Raw genomic sequence first — 16,850 nt, 5'->3', positions numbered from 1 at the left:
AAGTATCGGCTTTTTTTTATTCTTATTATTTAATTACTTTTAATGAAATGCTTTTTATGACACTTCCCGAAGACTATATGTTGCCCTGCCTTAATAAAAAACTATTTGGTTTTGAGTGTTTAGGTTGCGGTTTACAACGTGGAATATCACTACTTTTTCACGGTCAGTTTATAGATGCTTTTAAAATGTATCCGGCAATTTTTACTTTAATACCTTTAGGATTATTAATTGCGAGTACCTTTATATACAAATTTAAATATGCTAATAAAATAATTAATGCTTTGGCTATAGCGTCAGTTTTAATTATTATTATTAGTTTTATCATTAAAAAAACCAACTAACATATTCAAATAATGAAAAAAGAATTAAAACCAACTTTAGTCTACGTCCTTTCTATTTTTAGTATTCTATGCTGCTGTTTTGGCGGTTTAGGTGTCTTACTAGCAGCTCCAGCCTATTATATTGCTAATAAAAAAATTAAAGACGCACAGTTACATCCTGAGGAATATGAAGGAAACATAAACACAATGAATACCGCAAAAATTATTGCACTCGTAGCTGTTGCAATCAACGTACTATTTCTTGTTTATACAATCTATATGTTTAGTACTGGAGGTTTTGATGAAGCAATGGAAGAGTTTAAACAGGCTATGGAAGAAGCTCAAAGGGCACAACAATCGTAATATAAAACTAAAGCTGATTGTAGATAAAAAAAGCGACCAATTTTATAATTGGTCGCTTTTACTTATATAATAATTCGAAAATTATTTCTCGAAGGTCTTTAATGTTTTGGTAATAATAGAAACACAATCTAATAATTGCTCTTCTGTCATTACTAAAGGTGGTGCAAAACGAATAATATTACCGTGTGTAGGTTTTGCTAATAATCCGTTGTCGCGCAGAGCCATACAGATATTCCAAGCAGTATCACTATCTTCAGAATCGTTAATTAAAATAGCATTTAATAAGCCTTTCCCTCTTACACCGTTAACAATGTTAGACGTTTCAATGAATTTTTGCATTTCAGCTCTAAATAACTCACCCAAAGTATCGGCTCTATCGGCTAGTTTTTCATCTTTAATAACTTCTAAGGCCGCAATTCCAACCGCTGCAGCAATAGGGTTTCCGCCAAAAGTACTCCCGTGATTTCCTGGTCTAATAACATCCATTACGTTATTATTAGCAAGTACTGCAGATACAGGGTAGGCCCCTCCAGATAACGCTTTTCCTAAAATTAAAATATCAGGTTTCACTTCTGGCGTTCCAGAACAGTGCTTATCTTCACAGCTACAGTTTCCACAAGTTGCTAATAAGCGTCCCGTTCTTCCAATTCCTGTTTGTACTTCGTCTGCAATAAATAACACATTATGTTTCTCGCATAGTGCTTTCGCTTTTGCTAAATAACCTTCAGAAGGCACATAAACACCAGCTTCACCTTGAATAGGTTCTACTAAAAATCCGGCAACATTAGGGTTACTTTCTAATACTTCTTCTAAAGCAACAAGGTTATCGTATTCAATTTTAATGAACCCTTTAGTGTACGGTCCGAAATTTTTACGAGCTACAGAATCGTTAGAAAACGATATAATTGTTGTTGTTCGTCCGTGAAAGTTATTTTCACACACGATTATTTCAGCTTCATTTTCTCCAAGACCTTTTACTTCGTAGGCCCATTTTCTACAGATTTTTAAAGCAGTTTCTACCGCTTCAGCCCCTGTATTCATTGGTAATAATTTATCGAAGTTAAACGTTTCTGAGGCGTACTTTTCAAATTTACCAAGCATATCATTATAAAACGCTCTAGACGTTAAACTTAATGTTTGCGCTTGCTTGGTCATTGCATCTACAATTTTTGGATGACAGTGACCTTGGTTTACTGCCGAGTAAGCAGACAAAAAATCGTAGTACTTTTTACCTTCAACATCCCAAACGAATACACCTTCTCCTTTACTTAATACAACTGGTAAAGGGTGATAGTTGTGGGCTCCGTATTTGTTTTCTAAGTCCATCGCTTTTTGCGACGTTAATTGTTCTAAAACAGCCATTATAATGGAAATTTAAATTTAAAAAATAGCCATTCCTACTTCATAAATCCATAATAAGAATTTGTTTTGGAGAGAAATCATCCATATAAATTGCAAATTACTAAATCTGGACGCCAAATCAAATAAAACTTAACACACTTATCATAAATTTAACGCTTCACACCTCACTAATAAACAGTATAATTCACTGTTTATTAGTGATTTAGATATAATCTAGACTTAGTAAAAACAACTCTACTTTAAACAAAAACATAAATTATCTTGTATTTTTTGAATTGTAGTGATTAAATAATATAAAAAGAAAGTATTTTTGTGCCTATGTCAAGAAAAAAAACTAAAAAACAGATTTTTACAAACGTAGAGGTTTTAGATGCTGCTGCAAAAGGTAAAACGGTAGCAAAAGCGCCAGATGGAAAAGTTATTTTTATCTCTAATGCTGTACCAGGCGATATTGCAGATGTACAAACATTTAAAAAGAGAAAATCTTTTTTTGAAGGTAAGGCGACTGTTTTTCATAAATTAAGCGACAAACGTACCCCCCCAGAATGTGAGCATTTTGGTACTTGTGGGGGTTGTAAATGGCAGGATATGGGCTATGAGCACCAATTAAATTACAAACAAAATGAAGTTACCAATAACTTAATTCGTATTGGACATATAGAATTACCCGAAATTACTCCTATTTTAGGATCTGCGAAACAGTACTTTTACAGAAATAAAATGGAGTTTTCTTTTAGCGATTCAAGATGGCTTACACTTGAAGAAATACAATCGGATGAAGATTTAGGCGATAGAAATGCTTTAGGGTTTCATATTCCAGGGATGTGGGATAAAATTTTAGATATTAGAAAATGCCATTTACAAGCCGATCCTTCCAACGCTATTAGAAACAGTGTTAAACAGTTTGCTTTAGATAATGAGTTAGAATTTTTTAACCCCAGAAATCAAACAGGATTATTGCGAACTATGATGATTCGTACGGCGTCTACCGGTGATATTATGGTATTGTTTCAACTTTTTAAAGAAGATAAAGAAAAGCGCGAATTAATATTAGATTATATCGGAGAAACTTTTCCAGAAATCACCTCTTTACAGTACGTTATTAATGGGAAAGCAAACGACACTATTTACGATCAAGAAGTGATTTGCTATAAAGGACAAGATCATATATTTGAAGAAATGGAAGGTCTTAAATTTAAAATTAATGCCAAATCATTTTACCAAACGAACTCCGACCAGGCTTACGAATTGTATAAGCTAACCCGCGAATTTGCCGATTTACAAGGCGACGAATTAGTGTACGATTTATATACAGGAACTGGAACGATTGCACAGTTTATTGCTAAACACGCAAAAAAAGTAATTGGTGTAGAAGCGGTACCAGATGCTATTACTGCCGCAAAAGAGAATGCACAATTTAACGGTATAACTAACGTTGAGTTTTATGTGGGTGATATGAAAAATGTATTTAATGCCAATTTTATAAACTCACACGGACAACCAGATGTTATTATTACCGATCCGCCAAGAGACGGAATGCATAAAGATGTTGTACAGCAAATACTTAATATTGCGCCTAAAAAAGTGGTATATGTAAGTTGTAATAGCGCTACTCAAGCTAGAGATTTGGAGTTGATGGATGCCCAATATAAAGTAACAAAAGTGCAAGCTGTAGATATGTTCCCGCAAACGCATCACGTAGAAAACATAGTGCTTTTAGAAAAACGTTAAAACACAGTACAATTAAATAACAGAAGATAAATACGACCCTTTTGAAAAAAATAATAGCCTTACTTCTACTTGCTCTCACGATTACATTAAGTTGTGAACGCGACGATATTTGTTCTGGAGAAACCCCAACCACTCCGCGTTTAATTATCGATTTTTTAGACTTATCAACGATAACTTTAGAAAATCCTAAAAATGTAACTAAGTTTAGGGCAGAAACGGTAGATGATATGCGTGTATTAGACGATTATAATATAAAAACAATAGACCAAGTTATTCTTCCTCTTAAAACAAACGATACCGTTACTAAATTTAGATTTTATAAGGACTATGCCATTTCCGATAATGATACCCCAGACGATACATCGGATGATTTTATCACTGGGAATCCAGATATTATTACCATTGAATATGCCACTGAAAACGTGTATGTTTCTCGTGCTTGTGGCTATAAATCTATTTTTAAAAACATTACCATAACGGTTGAAGATGATGGCGACAACTGGGTACAAGTCATACAACCTGTTAACGACAATCAAACCATAGAAAATGAAGATAACCCGCACTTTAACATCTTTCACTAGTACTTTATTTTTATTGCTGTTTTGTGTTACTGCAAATGCACAAGAGCCAAATGACGCTACGAAAAAACCGACTGACACGCTTGTTATTAAACAAAAATATGGTTTAAGATTAGGTGCCGATGTTAGTAAGTTAGTCCGTTCATTTTTAGATGATGAGTATAAAGGTTTCGAAATTAATGGTGACTACCGACTTACAAAAAACTGGTATGTTGCTGGAGAATTGGGTACTGAAGAAAAAACGACGCGTAATGATTTTTTAAGCTCTACGGCCAACGGAAGTTATTTTAAAGTTGGTTTTGATTATAATTTGTATAACAATTGGGTGGGAATGGAAAATATGATCTACAGTGGCTTTAGGATTGGTGCAAGTACATTTTCTCAACAACGAAATAGCTATACGGTGTACAGCACAGACCAGTTTTGGACCCCTCAATTCACCTCTACTGACACCGAGAAATTTAGTGGATTATCTTCTATTTGGGCTGAATTAATAATGGGGTTTAAAGCGGAAGTACTGTCCAATCTTTTTTTAGGTATTCAAGCCCAATTAAAATTTTCTATTTCTGAAGATGAACCAGCCAATTTTGGAAATAATTATATTCCCGGCTTCGGAAAAACGTATGATGGTAGTAATATTGGCGTCGGTTACGGATATACGGTTTCCTATTTAATTCCTATTTTTAAGAAGAATAAGTAACGTTTACTAAGGTTATAAATTTTCAGCATTACTTTTTTTTCCCTATCCCCATAATCTACCCCTTAATAAACAGTTCAAAATAAAAAAAAATATTTATTTCGCTAATTCCAAAGACTTAAAAAGTCTAAGTGTTAGGTGTGTATTTTTTTTAAAGATTGCCTTTAAAAGCTTTGAAATTTGAAAGAACTACGGCAACTGTGGTGTCGTTTAAAATGGTATGTAACTTTCTAAATTGTGGTTTGTACGCACTTGTCAATACCCAAAGATACTTCGTTTTTTCAGGAAAATTAGTTCTCATTATCTTATAGTCCTCATAACTTGCCGAGATTCCAATTTTTGGCTGTTCAATTAATACAGATTGAATATCTTTAATTTCCCTTTCCAATTCTTCTGGAGATCGCTTATGTAATTTTGGTTTTAGATAATAGCTCGTGTTATAACCAGCAAATGAGAATTTTGGTAAGCCGTTAGGTGACCGTGTTTCTATTAATATTTTATTTTTAGGATAATTTCTAGCCTCAAATAGAGTGTTCAACTTAAAAAAAATAGCTTCAGAATTGGTACTATCTAATTTTTTTATATCTAACCATAGAAAAGGAAATTCGTTGGTCTCTATTTGATTAAAGTAAGTTTCAAAAGTTAACCCAATGGACTCTATTGGCGAATGACTGATATCTAAAACATCTGTTTCGCTGGTATAGCCTAAATCAAATTCTATCCCATTGAAATATCTTAGAGCTTCTTTTTGCTTTTCTAAACTGTTAACTCTATGCGCAAATACTCTGTCATAGTGGCCTAAGAACTCGATTCTTCTTGGAGTAAACCTATATAAATAGGCAGAAACGAACAGAATAAAAATAGTAAAAACAACTAATTTCCCGTATTTTCTCATAATTCTGTAAATTTTTACTAGGCTCTTTAAATTAATTTTTATCCTTTATAATTCGCCGCTCTTTATTATTAAAAATTAAGGTAATTATAGTATTCGATTATGTTTACAAATCATCGTAAAATCGCCCGTGTCGTAACTGGCGAGTTTTAACCTTAAATTCCTTGTTAAATATACTTTTTGTACTATCTACTCCTTTAAACTTTACTTTTATCAAATCTGAAAAGCTATGGGTGAAATCTTCTAATGCGTAGGGTTGTTTTACATTTTTGAAAGCTGCTGCAATCAATGCCGGATTCTCTTTTTTATACCTTTCCGAAAACCACGCAATAAACGGCACATCGTGCATTGGCCGCGTTACTTTGCTACCGTGATGCCCCACAAAATCTATAGTATCGAAGACTTCGTCCCCGTGATCTGAAAAATAAACAACAAAGCTCGATCTATTTTCACCTTTTACCATTTCAATAATTCTACGCACTACAAAATCGTTGTAACGCACCGCATTATCGTATTCATTTACTTTTAACTTAGAGTATTCTGTTTTAAACTTAGTGCGCTCATTAACCCCAGAGAAGTAGTTAAACGCTTCTGGGTATCGCTTTTTATATAAGCCGATGGGTTCCTATTAAATGCAGAAAAACCAACTGTCTCTCTCCATTCCTTTTCAGAGCTTTCGCTAATTCTGGTAGAACATCTTCGTCTTAGATGGAATAATTATAGCTATTAGTGGCCAAAAAACTAGTTTGTTTTGCGGCGCTTCCGATAATAGTTGGTATGCTTTCGGTAAACCCTACGGGTTCTTGGTTAGAAATCCAATGTGTATTAAAACCTGCAGAATTTGCTAATTGTACCACCGAAAAATTGGCGTTGTGTTGTGGTGTTTCAAAACTATGTAACGTCAAGTCTTTTTCGAATGAACGAATGGTCATTACGTGCGGAGATATCGCATCTTCAAAAACGAATAACTCCTCTTTAATTTCTGAAAGTAAGGGGTTTATTTTTCGATTATACCCATACAATTGCATATGCCAACGCGATGTAGCTTCTCCAATAATGACAACACCTATTTTAGGTACCAAATCCTGTTGAAGTATCGTAATATTCGAATTTAGCGGTTGTGCCAAATCTGTGAGCACATTTATTTTAGCCTGGTTGTATTCTTCTAAGGATTTCGAAATGGTAAAAATCAAACTATGCTCTTTAAACGAACGCTTTAAGAAATAGACACTTGCCAATATTGAGAACACAACAAGTCCTTTAAATAGGATTGACTGGTACTCTATTTTAAACAACGCAACCGTTTTGTTTTTTAAAAAGAGAATAATACAAAAAACTAAAACAGGTACAAAAAGCAAAATAAAAATAGAAATAGAAATAAGAGTACCGTTTATATAACTCGATAAAAATTCTAAAGCTTCATTTTTATTAGTTTCAAATAACACAAACAAAGACGACGCAGTAATTTTAACCTCAAAAGCGGCATAGAAAATCAGTTTTATACCAGAGAAAAAAGTCAAAAGTAAAAGCATTAAAGCTAATGCCCATTTTTTTAATATTTATCTTTTTATTAAGGTAGAAAAACCAATGCTTATTGCTGTGAATAAAAATAACGCCCCAACCTCTTTAAGGTAATCTTCTATAAAAGGTATTAAAAAGCACCTAAAACCATAAACATAACCAACGGGTACGCCAGCAAAAGAGCTTGACGACACAAGGGTTTACAATTTAATTTTAGGGCGTTATACATAGAAAGCATAAATCTATTTCATATACTTTCCTTTTTTACTTCCTGCGTAAATTTCGTATTTTACTAAACGCGAATCTAAACGCGCATTCATTAAGTGAATTTTACGAGAAGGTCTTAACCCTACGTGTTTTAAAGCCTCTAAATTAGAAGTAATAAACCAAGCATCTGTATTGGCGTAATTTTGTTTTAGGGTATCTCCTATGTTTTTATAAAAACTTTCCATATCAATATCTAAACGCTCACCGTATGGAGGATTAAACACCATATGTAATTTTTCTTCACCCCCTTTTTGCGTTTTAAAGAAATCTTCGTGTTTTATAGAAATAAATTCTTCTAAATGTGCATTCTTAATATTCTCTTTGGCTTTAGTTACAGCACTTGGCGACTTATCGAAACCAAATATTTTATGATGAAAATCTCTTGTTTTATTAAGTAGAGAGGCTTCAATTTTTTCAAATAACTCAACATTCCAGTCTTGCCAGCGTTCGAAAGCAAATTCTTTACGCATTAAATTTGGAGGAATGTTACACGCAATCATAGCGGCTTCTGCCAACATCGTTCCACTACCACACATAGGGTCCATAAAATCGGATTGGCCATCCCAGCCGGACAAGATAATTAGTCCAGCGGCTAGCACTTCGTTTATGGGGGCAATGTTAGTTGCCGTTTTATAACCACGTTTGTGTAAGGATTCTCCAGACGAATCTAGCGATACATTACAAACTTCGCGATCAATATGAATATTGATTTTTAAATCGGGAAATTTTAAATCTACATTTGGGCGCTCTCCGGTTTCATCTCTAAATTTATCGACAATCGCATCTTTTGTTTTTTGAGAGATATATAAAGAATGGGTGAAAACGGTAGAATTTACCGTCGCATCTACAGCTAAAGTGCCTGATGGTTTTAAATACTTACTCCAATCCATTTTATAAATTTGGTTGTATAAGTCTTGTTCGGTTTTAATTTTAAAACTATTTATAGGTTTTAAGATTTTTGTAGCCGTACGCAGCGCTAAATTGGCTTTGTACATAAACCCTTTGTCACCAACAAAACTTACGTTTCGCACGCCCGTTTTAACTTCTTGCGCACCAAGTTGAATTAATTCGTTTGCTAATATATCTTCAAAACCAAATAAGGTTTTGGCAACCATTTTAAAATTTTCTTCCATTGAATTCGTGTAATAGATTGCAAAAATACTCTATTTTTGTGCCAAACTTAATGTTTTATTAAAAATAGGGTTAAGGATTGAGCAATTGTTGGAGCTCTCCCGATAACTATCGGGAAGCGACTTGCGAAAGCCTGGTGCGTTTTCGCCTAAGCGACACGCAAACCCCAAAACAATTATATGACTAAAAACACACAAAATTGGTACGCGTCTTGGTTCGATTCGCCGTTTTACCATACTTTATATAAGGGCAGAGATTATAAAGAAGCTGAGGCTTTTATGTACAATCTTACCAATTATTTAAATATTCCGGAACATGGAGAGATTTTAGATTTAGCCTGCGGAAAAGGTCGACATGCAGTGTATTTAAACAGTATTGGCTATAATGTTACGGGCGTAGATTTGTCTGAAAACAGTATTGATTACGCCAAACAATTCGAGAATGACACCTTACATTTTAAGGTGCACGATATGTGTAAACCTTATAACAAGCGGTTTGATGGCGTTTTTAATTTATTTACTAGTTTTGGTTATTTTGATCAAGAAATCGATAATTTAAACACTATTAAGGCGATTCAAGCGGATTTAAATGCTAGCGGTTTTGGAGTAATCGATTTTATGAATACTGAATTCGTCATTGATAATTTGGTGCCTGAAGATATTAAAACGGTTAATGGTATTGACTTTTTACAGCAACGCCGCGTTGAAAACGGATTTATTATTAAAGATATTTCGTTTACCGCTGAAGGTGAGGATTATAAGTTTCAAGAGCGCGTTCGTGCGTTTACTTTAGCTGATTTTGAAGCTCTTTTTGAACAAGCTGGCGTATATTTACTAGACGTATTTGGTGATTACCAGCTTAATAAATTTCATAAAAAAACGTCGGAACGTTTAATTTTAATTTTCAAATAAACGAATGCTTATTAATATCGTTTTACCCATATTATCTGTTGTTTTAGGCTTTTTAATTGTACTTATTTTAAAGCCTAAACAGAGTAAAAACTTAAAGCTTTTACTCGCTTTTAGTGGTGCTTTTTTATTATCGATTACCGTATTTCATTTTTTACCAGAGGTATACCACGAAGACTCCCATTCGGTGGGTGTTTATATAATGTCTGGGATATTGTTGCAAATTATTTTAGAATTTTTCTCTAAAGGTGCCGAGCACGGCCATATTCATTTAGATAAAGAAGCGGTAAATTTCCCTTGGCTACTTTTTATAAGTTTAAGCATTCACAGTGTTTTAGAAGGTATTCCTGTAAACGGGCACCATAATTTAATTTACGGTATTATTATCCATAAATTGCCTGTTGCCATTATTTTAGCAACGTTCTTTAGAGCGTCTAAAATGAAAACCCCTAAGGCTGTAGCGTTTCTTATTCTGTTTGCTTTAATGACGCCTTTAGGCGTGTTTCTAGCCGCTAATTTTAATTTCATTCAACATTATTTTACAGAAATATCGGCGGTGGTTATTGGTATCTTTTTACATATTTCAACTACCATTTTATTTGAAAGTAATGAAAACCACAAGTTTAATGTCACCAAATTATTAACCATTATTGTTGCTATTGTTTTAGCTTATTTAATATAAAAGTATGTTTAGTAAAGAGGAGTCTAGAAAAATGCGTGAAGAATTTTGGATTAGCTACGGCAAGTCTTTTCCGCGAAAATGGGTGTTATACGATACAAAAATTAAAGGCTTTAGCTTTAAATTTCATTTTGATAATAAAACCGCTGCCGTCTTTTTAGACTTGGAAGACGATTTAGAAAACCGTATTACCTATTGGGAGAAACTAACGGCAGTAAAAGCCATTTTAACTTCAGAATATCTACCGGAAGCGATTTACGACGAAGACTATTATTTAGACAACGGGAAAGAGATTTCTAGAATTTCTGTGACACTAGACCAAAAGGTATCGATACATAATAAGAACTCTTGGCAACACGTAATGCTTTTCTTTAACGAAAACATGGGTGCTTTTGAAGCCTTCTTTGCCGAATATGAGGACTATTTAAAAATGTAACTTGTTAATTATCAGGTCTTTTTAATAAAAAACAATAAAAAAAAGTATACTTTAAAATAAAACACTACATTTGCACCTTGAAAAAATCCGAGATGCGGATTTTATATTCCTCAGAGTGAGGATGTGTTACTAGAAGTAAGGTTTTAAGTATATTCGATGCGCTTCTACATGTAACACCCACATTACGCCATTGAATACTTATAATAAAGAATGAACACATTCCAAGATTTAGGTCTTAACGAAGACCTTTTAAAAGCTATTACAGATTTAGGTTTTGAAAAACCTAGTGAAGTCCAAGACAAATCAATTCCAATTTTATTAGAGTCTGACACCGATTTAGTTGCATTAGCACAAACGGGTACAGGAAAAACAGCTGCATTTGGTTTCCCTATGCTTCAAAAAATCGATTCTTCTTCTCGTACAACGCAAGGATTAATTTTATCGCCCACTCGTGAGCTGTGTTTGCAAATTGCAAACGAAATGAAACAATATGGTAAATATTGTAAAGGTTTAAATGTGGCTGCCATATATGGTGGCGCTAGCATTACAGACCAAGCAAGAGAGGTGAAACGTGGCGCACAAATTATTGTGGCGACTCCGGGCCGAATGAAAGATATGATTAACAGACGTCTGGTAGATATTTCTAAAATTCAATTTGCAGTTTTAGATGAGGCCGACGAGATGTTAAATATGGGCTTTAAAGAAGACATTGCAGATATTTTATCGCATACTCCAGAAGAAAAAAATACGTGGTTATTCTCGGCAACAATGCCAAAAGAGGTTTCTAAAATTGCTAAGAAATTTATGAAAGAACCACAGGAAATTACTGTGGGCCATAAAAACGAAAGCACAAGCACCGTTTCTCACGAGTACTTTTTAGTAAATTCTCGCGACCGTTACCAAGCTTTAAAACGCTTAGCTGATGCAAATCCTGATATCTTTTCAGTAATATTTTGTCGTACAAAAAGAGACACTCAAAAAGTTGCCGAACAATTAATTGAAGATGGATACAGTGCTGGTGCATTACACGGAGATTTAAGTCAGAATCAACGTGATATTGTAATGAAGCAGTTTAGAACGCAACAAATACAAATGCTTGTGGCAACAGATGTTGCTGCTCGTGGTATTGATGTAGACGATATTACACACGTAATTAACTACCAATTACCAGATGAAATCGAAACGTACACCCACCGTTCTGGTCGTACAGGTCGTGCTGGTAAAACTGGTATTTCTATGGTTATTGTTTCTAAAAGTGAAGTTCGAAAAATAAAAAGTATCGAACGTATCATTAATAAGAAATTCGAACTTAAAGAAATTCCTAGTGGTATAGATATTTGCGAAGTACAATTAATGTCGTTAGCAAACAAAATACATACTACAGAAGTTAACCCAGAAATAGCTAAGTATTTAGAGAGCATTAACACGATGTTCGAAGAAACAACGAAAGACGAATTAATTCAGAAATTTTTCTCTGTAGAATTCTCTCGTTTCTTCAATTACTACAACAAAACAAAAGACTTAAACGTAAAAGCCGGATCTAGTAGAGACTCTGAAGGAGAATCTCGCGCTTACAGCACAGATGCAGCTCGTTTCTTTATTAACGTTGGTGAAAAAGATGGTTTTGACTGGATGAAATTAAAAGATTTCTTAAAAGAACAATTAGATCTTGGACGCGATGATGTCTTTAAAGTAGATACTAAAGAAACATTCTCTTTCTTTAATACTGAAAAAGAATTGCAAGACAAAGTGTTAGCGTTCTTTACAGATTTTAAATATAACGGGCGTTTTGTAAACGTAGAAATCACCGAAGATAAACCAAGCCGAGGCGGAAGAGGTCGTGGTGGTAAATTTACAGGTGGCGGAAGACGTCGCGATGATAAAAAAGACGGTGGAAAACCACGTTCATTTGGAAATTCTGGAAGTTCTCCTAATAGAAGTGATAGACGTAAAAAAAGTGATACATCGTCATCGAAACCAAGACGTAGCGACTCAAGAACTGAAACCTCTGGAGATTCTAGACCAAGACGTTCTAGACGTTAAACGTTTTTGTTAATTTTAAGCAAAAAATAACTTTAAAAGTACTAAACAATTATATGTTTAGTACTTTTATAGCTTATACCAATAACATATATGAAATTCTTATTTGCTTGTATTCTTCTTTTTTCTTCTCTCGTTAGTTTCTCTCAAGAGAAAGCCACAGAAGTTCTAGGTGTTATAGTCGACGCAACGACTAACCAAACTTTAGAAGACGTGAATATCGTAAATATTAATCAAGTTATTGGTACTACCACTAATACCAAAGGGGAGTTTAAACTTAGAGCGAAAACCAACGACACCCTTCACTTATCTTATATTGGTTACAAATCTATTAAAGTAAAAGTAACGAACGACTGGATTAAATTTGGGAGTTCAAAAATCACCTTAACAGAACTTGCTCTCGCTTTAGAAGAAGTGGTGGTAAACGAATTAAAGCTTACGGGATATTTAGAAGTCGATATAAAACAAGTAGAATTAAACACCAATTACCGTTACAGTATTTCGGGGCTATCTACAGGATATGAGGCAGGAAACAAATCTAGAAGTGCTATTGATAGAGTTTTAGGTTCTATTTTTAATCCTTTGGATTTTTTATATAACACCTTCAGTAGCAAAGGACAAGAACTTAAAAAGCTAAGGCAGATGAAGAAAGACGACGAAATAAGAGCGCTACTCGCCTCTCGTTTTGATCGTGAAATGCTGATGGTTTTACTACAAGTGAACAAAATTGACTTAGACGAAATTATAACCCAATGTAATTATTCTAAAGATTTTATAAATACAGCCAACGATCTTCAAATTTTAGACGCCATTAGCGAATGTTATGAAGAGTTTAAAGTGCTTAACCGCAACGGCAAAAGAAGATATTAAAATAACCCCGCTCATTTCAAGGCTTACAATTTAGAATACGTTACTTTAGATACAGATCTTCTAAGTTAAAAGCAGCCGTAAGAAGGTAAAAGCAGATAGTATTATATCACGAGTACTGTTATTTTTCGGGTCTTCAACGTCGTATCTGTTTTAATTACAATTAGCGCCGGTAAGGCGCCATCTAAATAAGAGGTTCGCAATCTATACAAGATTAAAGGTTATGATAATAAATGCCGCATTTTAAAGAAAGAAGCCAGAGCCACTTTGGTCGTATCTTGTTTTTTTTAAGATAAATTTTATTCGATGTATATTAATAGAATACAGCAATACCTTTTTAAATATTTCCTTTTTTTGAAGACATTTATGCTATTAGGCACATTAATAGTTGTAAATTAAACGGTATCTAGGATTATAGACACTACTGTAATTACTAAATCAAGGTATACATACACAACTTTCCTGATTTTTAAAAATGAATAGATTTATATTTTGAAATCATAAAAATAGCAGTTAATTTTACAGAACTTATTATTAATCTAAATTCAATATAAAATGAAAAAATTACTTTTAGTATTCTTGGCTGCGGCTGCATTTAGTTGTGGTGACAACAAGAAAAATGAAAAAACAGAGATGAAAATGGACACCCCAATGGAAGAGAAAGTTGCGCCTGAAGAAATTATTATGGATTCAAATGTAGCTGTCGTAACCATTGAAGGTAATGACCAGATGAAATATAATAAAAGCGAGATTCGTGTTAAAGCTGGACAAACAGTAAAATTGACGTTAAAACACGTGGGTAAAATGAAAAAGATGGTAATGGGTCATAACTGGGTTTTATTAACACAAGATGCTGACATGGCTACTGTAGGACAAGCAGGTGCTATGGCCGCAGACAACGACTATATTCCAGCGGATATGACAGATATGATTATTACGCATACTAAAATGCTTGGTGGTGGCGAAAGTGATACCATTGAATTTGAAGCTCCAGCTCCAGGAACCTACACCTTTATGTGTACTTTCCCAGCACACTATGCTTTAATGCAGGGTACGTTTATCGTTGAATAATTATAAATACAAGGTTACGAGGAGTGCAATCTGAGTACCGAAGAAAAAAAGCGCTTAAATAAAATTAATTTTATTTAAGCGCTTTTTTGTTAGTTATAAAAGGAAGATATCTGGGTTAATAAGTAGGCTATTACCTCCTCTTCTATTATTATTTATGCCTTTATAGTAATTGCATTAGCCATAAATAAATCGTCTAAACGCTTTAATTTTGGATATAATTCTTCAGCAAGAATTAAAAATTGACATTTTTCAATACTTTCAGGCACTCGAATAACATCGTTATAATATTTAGCTTTTATCACAAATTCGGCATCTTCAATAACAAACAACTTCAATTGCGTTACATTAATTGCATTTAGAAAAAATAATTTATTTAAACGCTTTGGCGTTACAATTACAATATCCTGACCAATATAAATATCTTCTTTTTCGGTGTCTATATCGTGCTCTTCATAGGCGGTGTAAATTCGTAAATCTGTACGTCTTGTAAACTCTAAAAAAGCATCTTTTAGGTCTATTGCTGCCTGTTTGTCCTTAACGAGTATTAAAGCTCTAGGCGCATCTTCAAAAGATCTACTTCCCAATATTTGCATCGTCCCAATAATCATAGCAGTCGTTTTACCCGCTCCCTTTTTCCCTGTGCCATAAATATCTATTCCAGATTTTATTTTCGGTAAAAGTCGTTTCTGAAAAGACGTTGGCGTTTCAATTTCATTGGTAATTAAAGCTTCTTTAATTTCTGGATTTAGCTTTTTAAAAGACATATTTTTCTTCTATTTTTTAAGCCACTAAATTACTCGATATTAATGACGCGGCAAAATACAGTGCCGTTTTGTTTCGATAACAATTAGCGCGTTAGCAACTGCGATTTATTTTTTGGCACGGTGCTTGTATTTTAGTCACTATTCAATCTAAAACCTATTGTTATGAAAAAAATGATCTATTTATTTTCAGCTTTACTATTAATAAGTGTTGCTGTTAGAGCAGAAAGTGAGCCTCATTTAGAGTCCTCAAATTATTCGCGATTTTATGGGTACGATAAGTCTTTCATCTTTGTAGAGCAAGGTATTGAGTTTTCAGTGTTCCCAGATGGCCAATTTGATTTCCACCTTCCTAGTTACGGCGCCAATATAAATGTTTCAATGGGTTCGCCAAATGTTCATATTAGTTTCAATTCGGGTTACGATTACGGTGCTTATGTGCAATATGATGACTATGGTGCGATTGTTCAAATTGAAAATGTTCCGATTTTTTACGATTACTACGGAAGAATAAATCAAATTGGCAACGTTTTCGTTACTTACAATCATCACGGTTTCGTCTCGCGTCTAGGTGGTTTACACGTGTATTATAATGGCCACAATACGTTTTCTCATTTTAGAGGCTACATAAATGTGCACAACAGACATTATGTGCGTAGACCTTGGCATTCGTATTATAGAATTCCTACACGCCAGTATTGCGTAGTGTATAACAAACCGTACCGAAAACACTATAAAGCGGTGCGTTACCATTACAATTCGCCTTACGTTAACAATAGTAGAAGACGCACGGCGGTTGCCAACAGAAGAGGCCTTTCTATTAAAAGAAATAGAAATTACGCGTCTCGTACCGATGGTAGACAACGTATTGCTAATAATAGCTCTAGAAACCGAAAAACTTCGCGTGCAACATCTTCGCGTTCGCAAAATAAAAGTAATGCAACAAGAAGCACAACACCAAGACGCACCACTGAAGCTCGGTCTGATAAAAACAACACGAGAAATACAAAGGCAAACACACCTAATCGCACGAAGAGAAACGATCGTGTATCGACACCTAAAAGAGCCGAAACAAAATCGGCGCGAACTCAAGAGAGAAGTTCGCGTTCTAAAGGAGAAATGAGAAGTCCTTCGGCCCGTAAAAAAGCGCAACCGAGAAACCCTAAATCAAGGGAACGTTCTTCATCTTCTAACCGTTCTAAAAGTAAATCAGGAAGAATATAAGC

The 16,850-nt window shown here is 34.2% G+C and carries 18 protein-coding genes; 12 read left to right on the top strand and 6 right to left on the bottom strand.

From position 1 onward, the window contains the following. The first annotated feature begins 56 nt into the window (after window positions 1–56). Together ES677_RS05830 and ES677_RS05825 are read left to right on the top strand one after the other, a co-directional pair. A complete protein-coding gene (locus ES677_RS05830; RefSeq protein WP_148370236.1) occupies window positions 57–341 on the top strand; it encodes a DUF2752 domain-containing protein in 285 nt (94 codons plus the stop codon). 12 nt (window positions 342–353) lie between these two features. Then, the gene (locus tag ES677_RS05825) at window positions 354–683 is read left to right on the top strand and encodes a CCC motif membrane protein (protein WP_148370235.1); all 330 of its coding nucleotides are present in this window, start codon (window positions 354–356) and stop codon (window positions 681–683) included. 81 nt (window positions 684–764) lie between these two features. Here ES677_RS05825 and rocD read toward each other — a convergent pair whose 3' ends face one another. Beyond that, window positions 765–2,045: an ornithine--oxo-acid transaminase gene (gene rocD / locus ES677_RS05820; RefSeq protein WP_148380719.1), complete on the bottom strand. Its 1,281-nt coding sequence runs from the start codon at window positions 2,043–2,045 to the stop codon at window positions 765–767. Between the two features lie 318 nt (window positions 2,046–2,363). On the opposite strand from rocD, the gene rlmD reads away from it, so the two are divergent. From rlmD to ES677_RS05805, 3 genes are read left to right on the top strand one after another with little or no spacing between them, the layout of a single operon-like run. Further along, entirely contained in the window at window positions 2,364–3,776 is a 1,413-nt protein-coding gene (gene rlmD, locus ES677_RS05815; RefSeq protein WP_148380718.1) for a 23S rRNA (uracil(1939)-C(5))-methyltransferase RlmD, read from the top strand. A 41-nt stretch (window positions 3,777–3,817) separates the two neighbouring features. Next, entirely contained in the window at window positions 3,818–4,357 is a 540-nt protein-coding gene (locus ES677_RS05810; RefSeq protein ID WP_148380717.1) for a DUF6452 family protein, read from the top strand. Then, window positions 4,323–5,054: a DUF6048 family protein gene (locus tag ES677_RS05805; protein ID WP_148380716.1), complete on the top strand. Its 732-nt coding sequence runs from the start codon at window positions 4,323–4,325 to the stop codon at window positions 5,052–5,054. The genes ES677_RS05810 and ES677_RS05805 overlap by 35 nt, the downstream gene beginning before the upstream one ends. Window positions 5,055–5,202: 148 nt before the next feature. On the opposite strand, the gene ES677_RS05800 is transcribed toward ES677_RS05805, so the two are convergent. From ES677_RS05800 to ES677_RS05785, 4 genes are all read right to left on the bottom strand, one after another. Then, window positions 5,203–5,946, bottom strand: a complete 744-nt coding sequence (locus tag ES677_RS05800; RefSeq protein ID WP_148380715.1) for a PI-PLC domain-containing protein — start codon at window positions 5,944–5,946, stop codon at window positions 5,203–5,205. 103 nt (window positions 5,947–6,049) lie between these two features. After that, window positions 6,050–6,562, bottom strand: a complete 513-nt coding sequence (locus tag ES677_RS05795; protein ID WP_148380714.1) for a sulfatase-like hydrolase/transferase — start codon at window positions 6,560–6,562, stop codon at window positions 6,050–6,052. Between the two features lie 85 nt (window positions 6,563–6,647). Next, a complete protein-coding gene (locus ES677_RS05790; protein ID WP_148380713.1) occupies window positions 6,648–7,475 on the bottom strand; it encodes a sulfatase-like hydrolase/transferase in 828 nt (275 codons plus the stop codon). Window positions 7,476–7,706: 231 nt separating this feature from the next. Beyond that, the gene (locus ES677_RS05785; RefSeq protein WP_148370227.1) at window positions 7,707–8,864 is read right to left on the bottom strand and encodes a THUMP domain-containing class I SAM-dependent RNA methyltransferase; all 1,158 of its coding nucleotides are present in this window, start codon (window positions 8,862–8,864) and stop codon (window positions 7,707–7,709) included. Between the two features lie 177 nt (window positions 8,865–9,041). Here ES677_RS05785 and ES677_RS05780 point away from each other — a divergent pair, with 177 nt between their 5' ends. The 6 genes from ES677_RS05780 to azu all read left to right on the top strand — a co-directional run bounded on the left by ES677_RS05780 (window position 9,042) and on the right by azu (window position 14,863). Then, complete coding sequence (locus tag ES677_RS05780) at window positions 9,042–9,773, top strand: class I SAM-dependent methyltransferase (RefSeq protein WP_148380712.1); 732 nt, start codon at window positions 9,042–9,044, stop codon at window positions 9,771–9,773. A 4-nt stretch (window positions 9,774–9,777) separates the two neighbouring features. After that, window positions 9,778–10,452 (top strand): ZIP family metal transporter, encoded by a 675-nt coding sequence (locus tag ES677_RS05775; RefSeq protein WP_148370225.1) that lies wholly within the window; start codon window positions 9,778–9,780, stop codon window positions 10,450–10,452. Window positions 10,453–10,456: 4 nt separating this feature from the next. Next, complete coding sequence (locus tag ES677_RS05770) at window positions 10,457–10,885, top strand: DUF4268 domain-containing protein (protein ID WP_148370224.1); 429 nt, start codon at window positions 10,457–10,459, stop codon at window positions 10,883–10,885. Between the two features lie 210 nt (window positions 10,886–11,095). After that, window positions 11,096–12,928, top strand: a complete 1,833-nt coding sequence (locus tag ES677_RS05765) for a DEAD/DEAH box helicase (protein WP_148370223.1) — start codon at window positions 11,096–11,098, stop codon at window positions 12,926–12,928. Window positions 12,929–13,018: 90 nt separating this feature from the next. Continuing rightward, the gene (locus ES677_RS05760; protein WP_148380711.1) at window positions 13,019–13,795 is read left to right on the top strand and encodes a carboxypeptidase-like regulatory domain-containing protein; all 777 of its coding nucleotides are present in this window, start codon (window positions 13,019–13,021) and stop codon (window positions 13,793–13,795) included. 636 nt (window positions 13,796–14,431) lie between these two features. After that, window positions 14,432–14,863, top strand: coding sequence for an azurin (gene azu, locus ES677_RS05755; RefSeq protein ID WP_317130604.1), 432 nt, complete (start codon window positions 14,432–14,434; stop codon window positions 14,861–14,863). Between the two features lie 152 nt (window positions 14,864–15,015). On the opposite strand, the gene ES677_RS05750 is transcribed toward azu, so the two are convergent. Further along, window positions 15,016–15,627: a DEAD/DEAH box helicase gene (locus tag ES677_RS05750; RefSeq protein ID WP_148380710.1), complete on the bottom strand. Its 612-nt coding sequence runs from the start codon at window positions 15,625–15,627 to the stop codon at window positions 15,016–15,018. Between the two features lie 162 nt (window positions 15,628–15,789). Here ES677_RS05750 and ES677_RS05745 point away from each other — a divergent pair, with 162 nt between their 5' ends. Beyond that, complete coding sequence (locus ES677_RS05745; RefSeq protein ID WP_148370219.1) at window positions 15,790–16,848, top strand: hypothetical protein; 1,059 nt, start codon at window positions 15,790–15,792, stop codon at window positions 16,846–16,848. The last annotated feature ends 2 nt before the right edge of the window (window positions 16,849–16,850 follow it).

Source organism: Bizionia gelidisalsuginis, from assembly GCF_008086185.1.
Classification (GTDB): Bacteria; Bacteroidota; Bacteroidia; order Flavobacteriales; family Flavobacteriaceae; genus Bizionia; species Bizionia saleffrena.
The sequence above is the reverse complement of the archived record's forward strand: the minus strand, read 5'-3'. Positions and strand labels throughout refer to the sequence as shown.

Bases quoted from the DNA above. Each gene is read 5' to 3' on its own strand.
- ES677_RS05830 (WP_148370236.1), top strand. From the start codon at position 57: ATGACACTTCCCGAAGACTATATGTTGCCCTGCCTTAATAAAAAACTA.
- ES677_RS05825 (WP_148370235.1), top strand. From the start codon at position 354: ATGAAAAAAGAATTAAAACCAACTTTAGTCTACGTCCTTTCTATTTTT.
- rocD (WP_148380719.1), bottom strand. From the start codon at position 2,045: ATGGCTGTTTTAGAACAATTAACGTCGCAAAAAGCGATGGACTTAGAA.
- rlmD (WP_148380718.1), top strand. From the start codon at position 2,364: ATGTCAAGAAAAAAAACTAAAAAACAGATTTTTACAAACGTAGAGGTT.
- ES677_RS05805 (WP_148380716.1), top strand. From the start codon at position 4,323: ATGAAGATAACCCGCACTTTAACATCTTTCACTAGTACTTTATTTTTA.
- ES677_RS05800 (WP_148380715.1), bottom strand. From the start codon at position 5,946: ATGAGAAAATACGGGAAATTAGTTGTTTTTACTATTTTTATTCTGTTC.
- ES677_RS05790 (WP_148380713.1), bottom strand. From the start codon at position 7,475: ATGCTTTTACTTTTGACTTTTTTCTCTGGTATAAAACTGATTTTCTAT.
- ES677_RS05785 (WP_148370227.1), bottom strand. From the start codon at position 8,864: ATGGAAGAAAATTTTAAAATGGTTGCCAAAACCTTATTTGGTTTTGAA.
- ES677_RS05780 (WP_148380712.1), top strand. From the start codon at position 9,042: ATGACTAAAAACACACAAAATTGGTACGCGTCTTGGTTCGATTCGCCG.
- ES677_RS05775 (WP_148370225.1), top strand. From the start codon at position 9,778: ATGCTTATTAATATCGTTTTACCCATATTATCTGTTGTTTTAGGCTTT.
- ES677_RS05770 (WP_148370224.1), top strand. From the start codon at position 10,457: ATGTTTAGTAAAGAGGAGTCTAGAAAAATGCGTGAAGAATTTTGGATT.
- ES677_RS05765 (WP_148370223.1), top strand. From the start codon at position 11,096: ATGAACACATTCCAAGATTTAGGTCTTAACGAAGACCTTTTAAAAGCT.
- ES677_RS05760 (WP_148380711.1), top strand. From the start codon at position 13,019: ATGAAATTCTTATTTGCTTGTATTCTTCTTTTTTCTTCTCTCGTTAGT.
- azu (WP_317130604.1), top strand. From the start codon at position 14,432: ATGGACACCCCAATGGAAGAGAAAGTTGCGCCTGAAGAAATTATTATG.
- ES677_RS05750 (WP_148380710.1), bottom strand. From the start codon at position 15,627: ATGTCTTTTAAAAAGCTAAATCCAGAAATTAAAGAAGCTTTAATTACC.
- ES677_RS05745 (WP_148370219.1), top strand. From the start codon at position 15,790: ATGAAAAAAATGATCTATTTATTTTCAGCTTTACTATTAATAAGTGTT.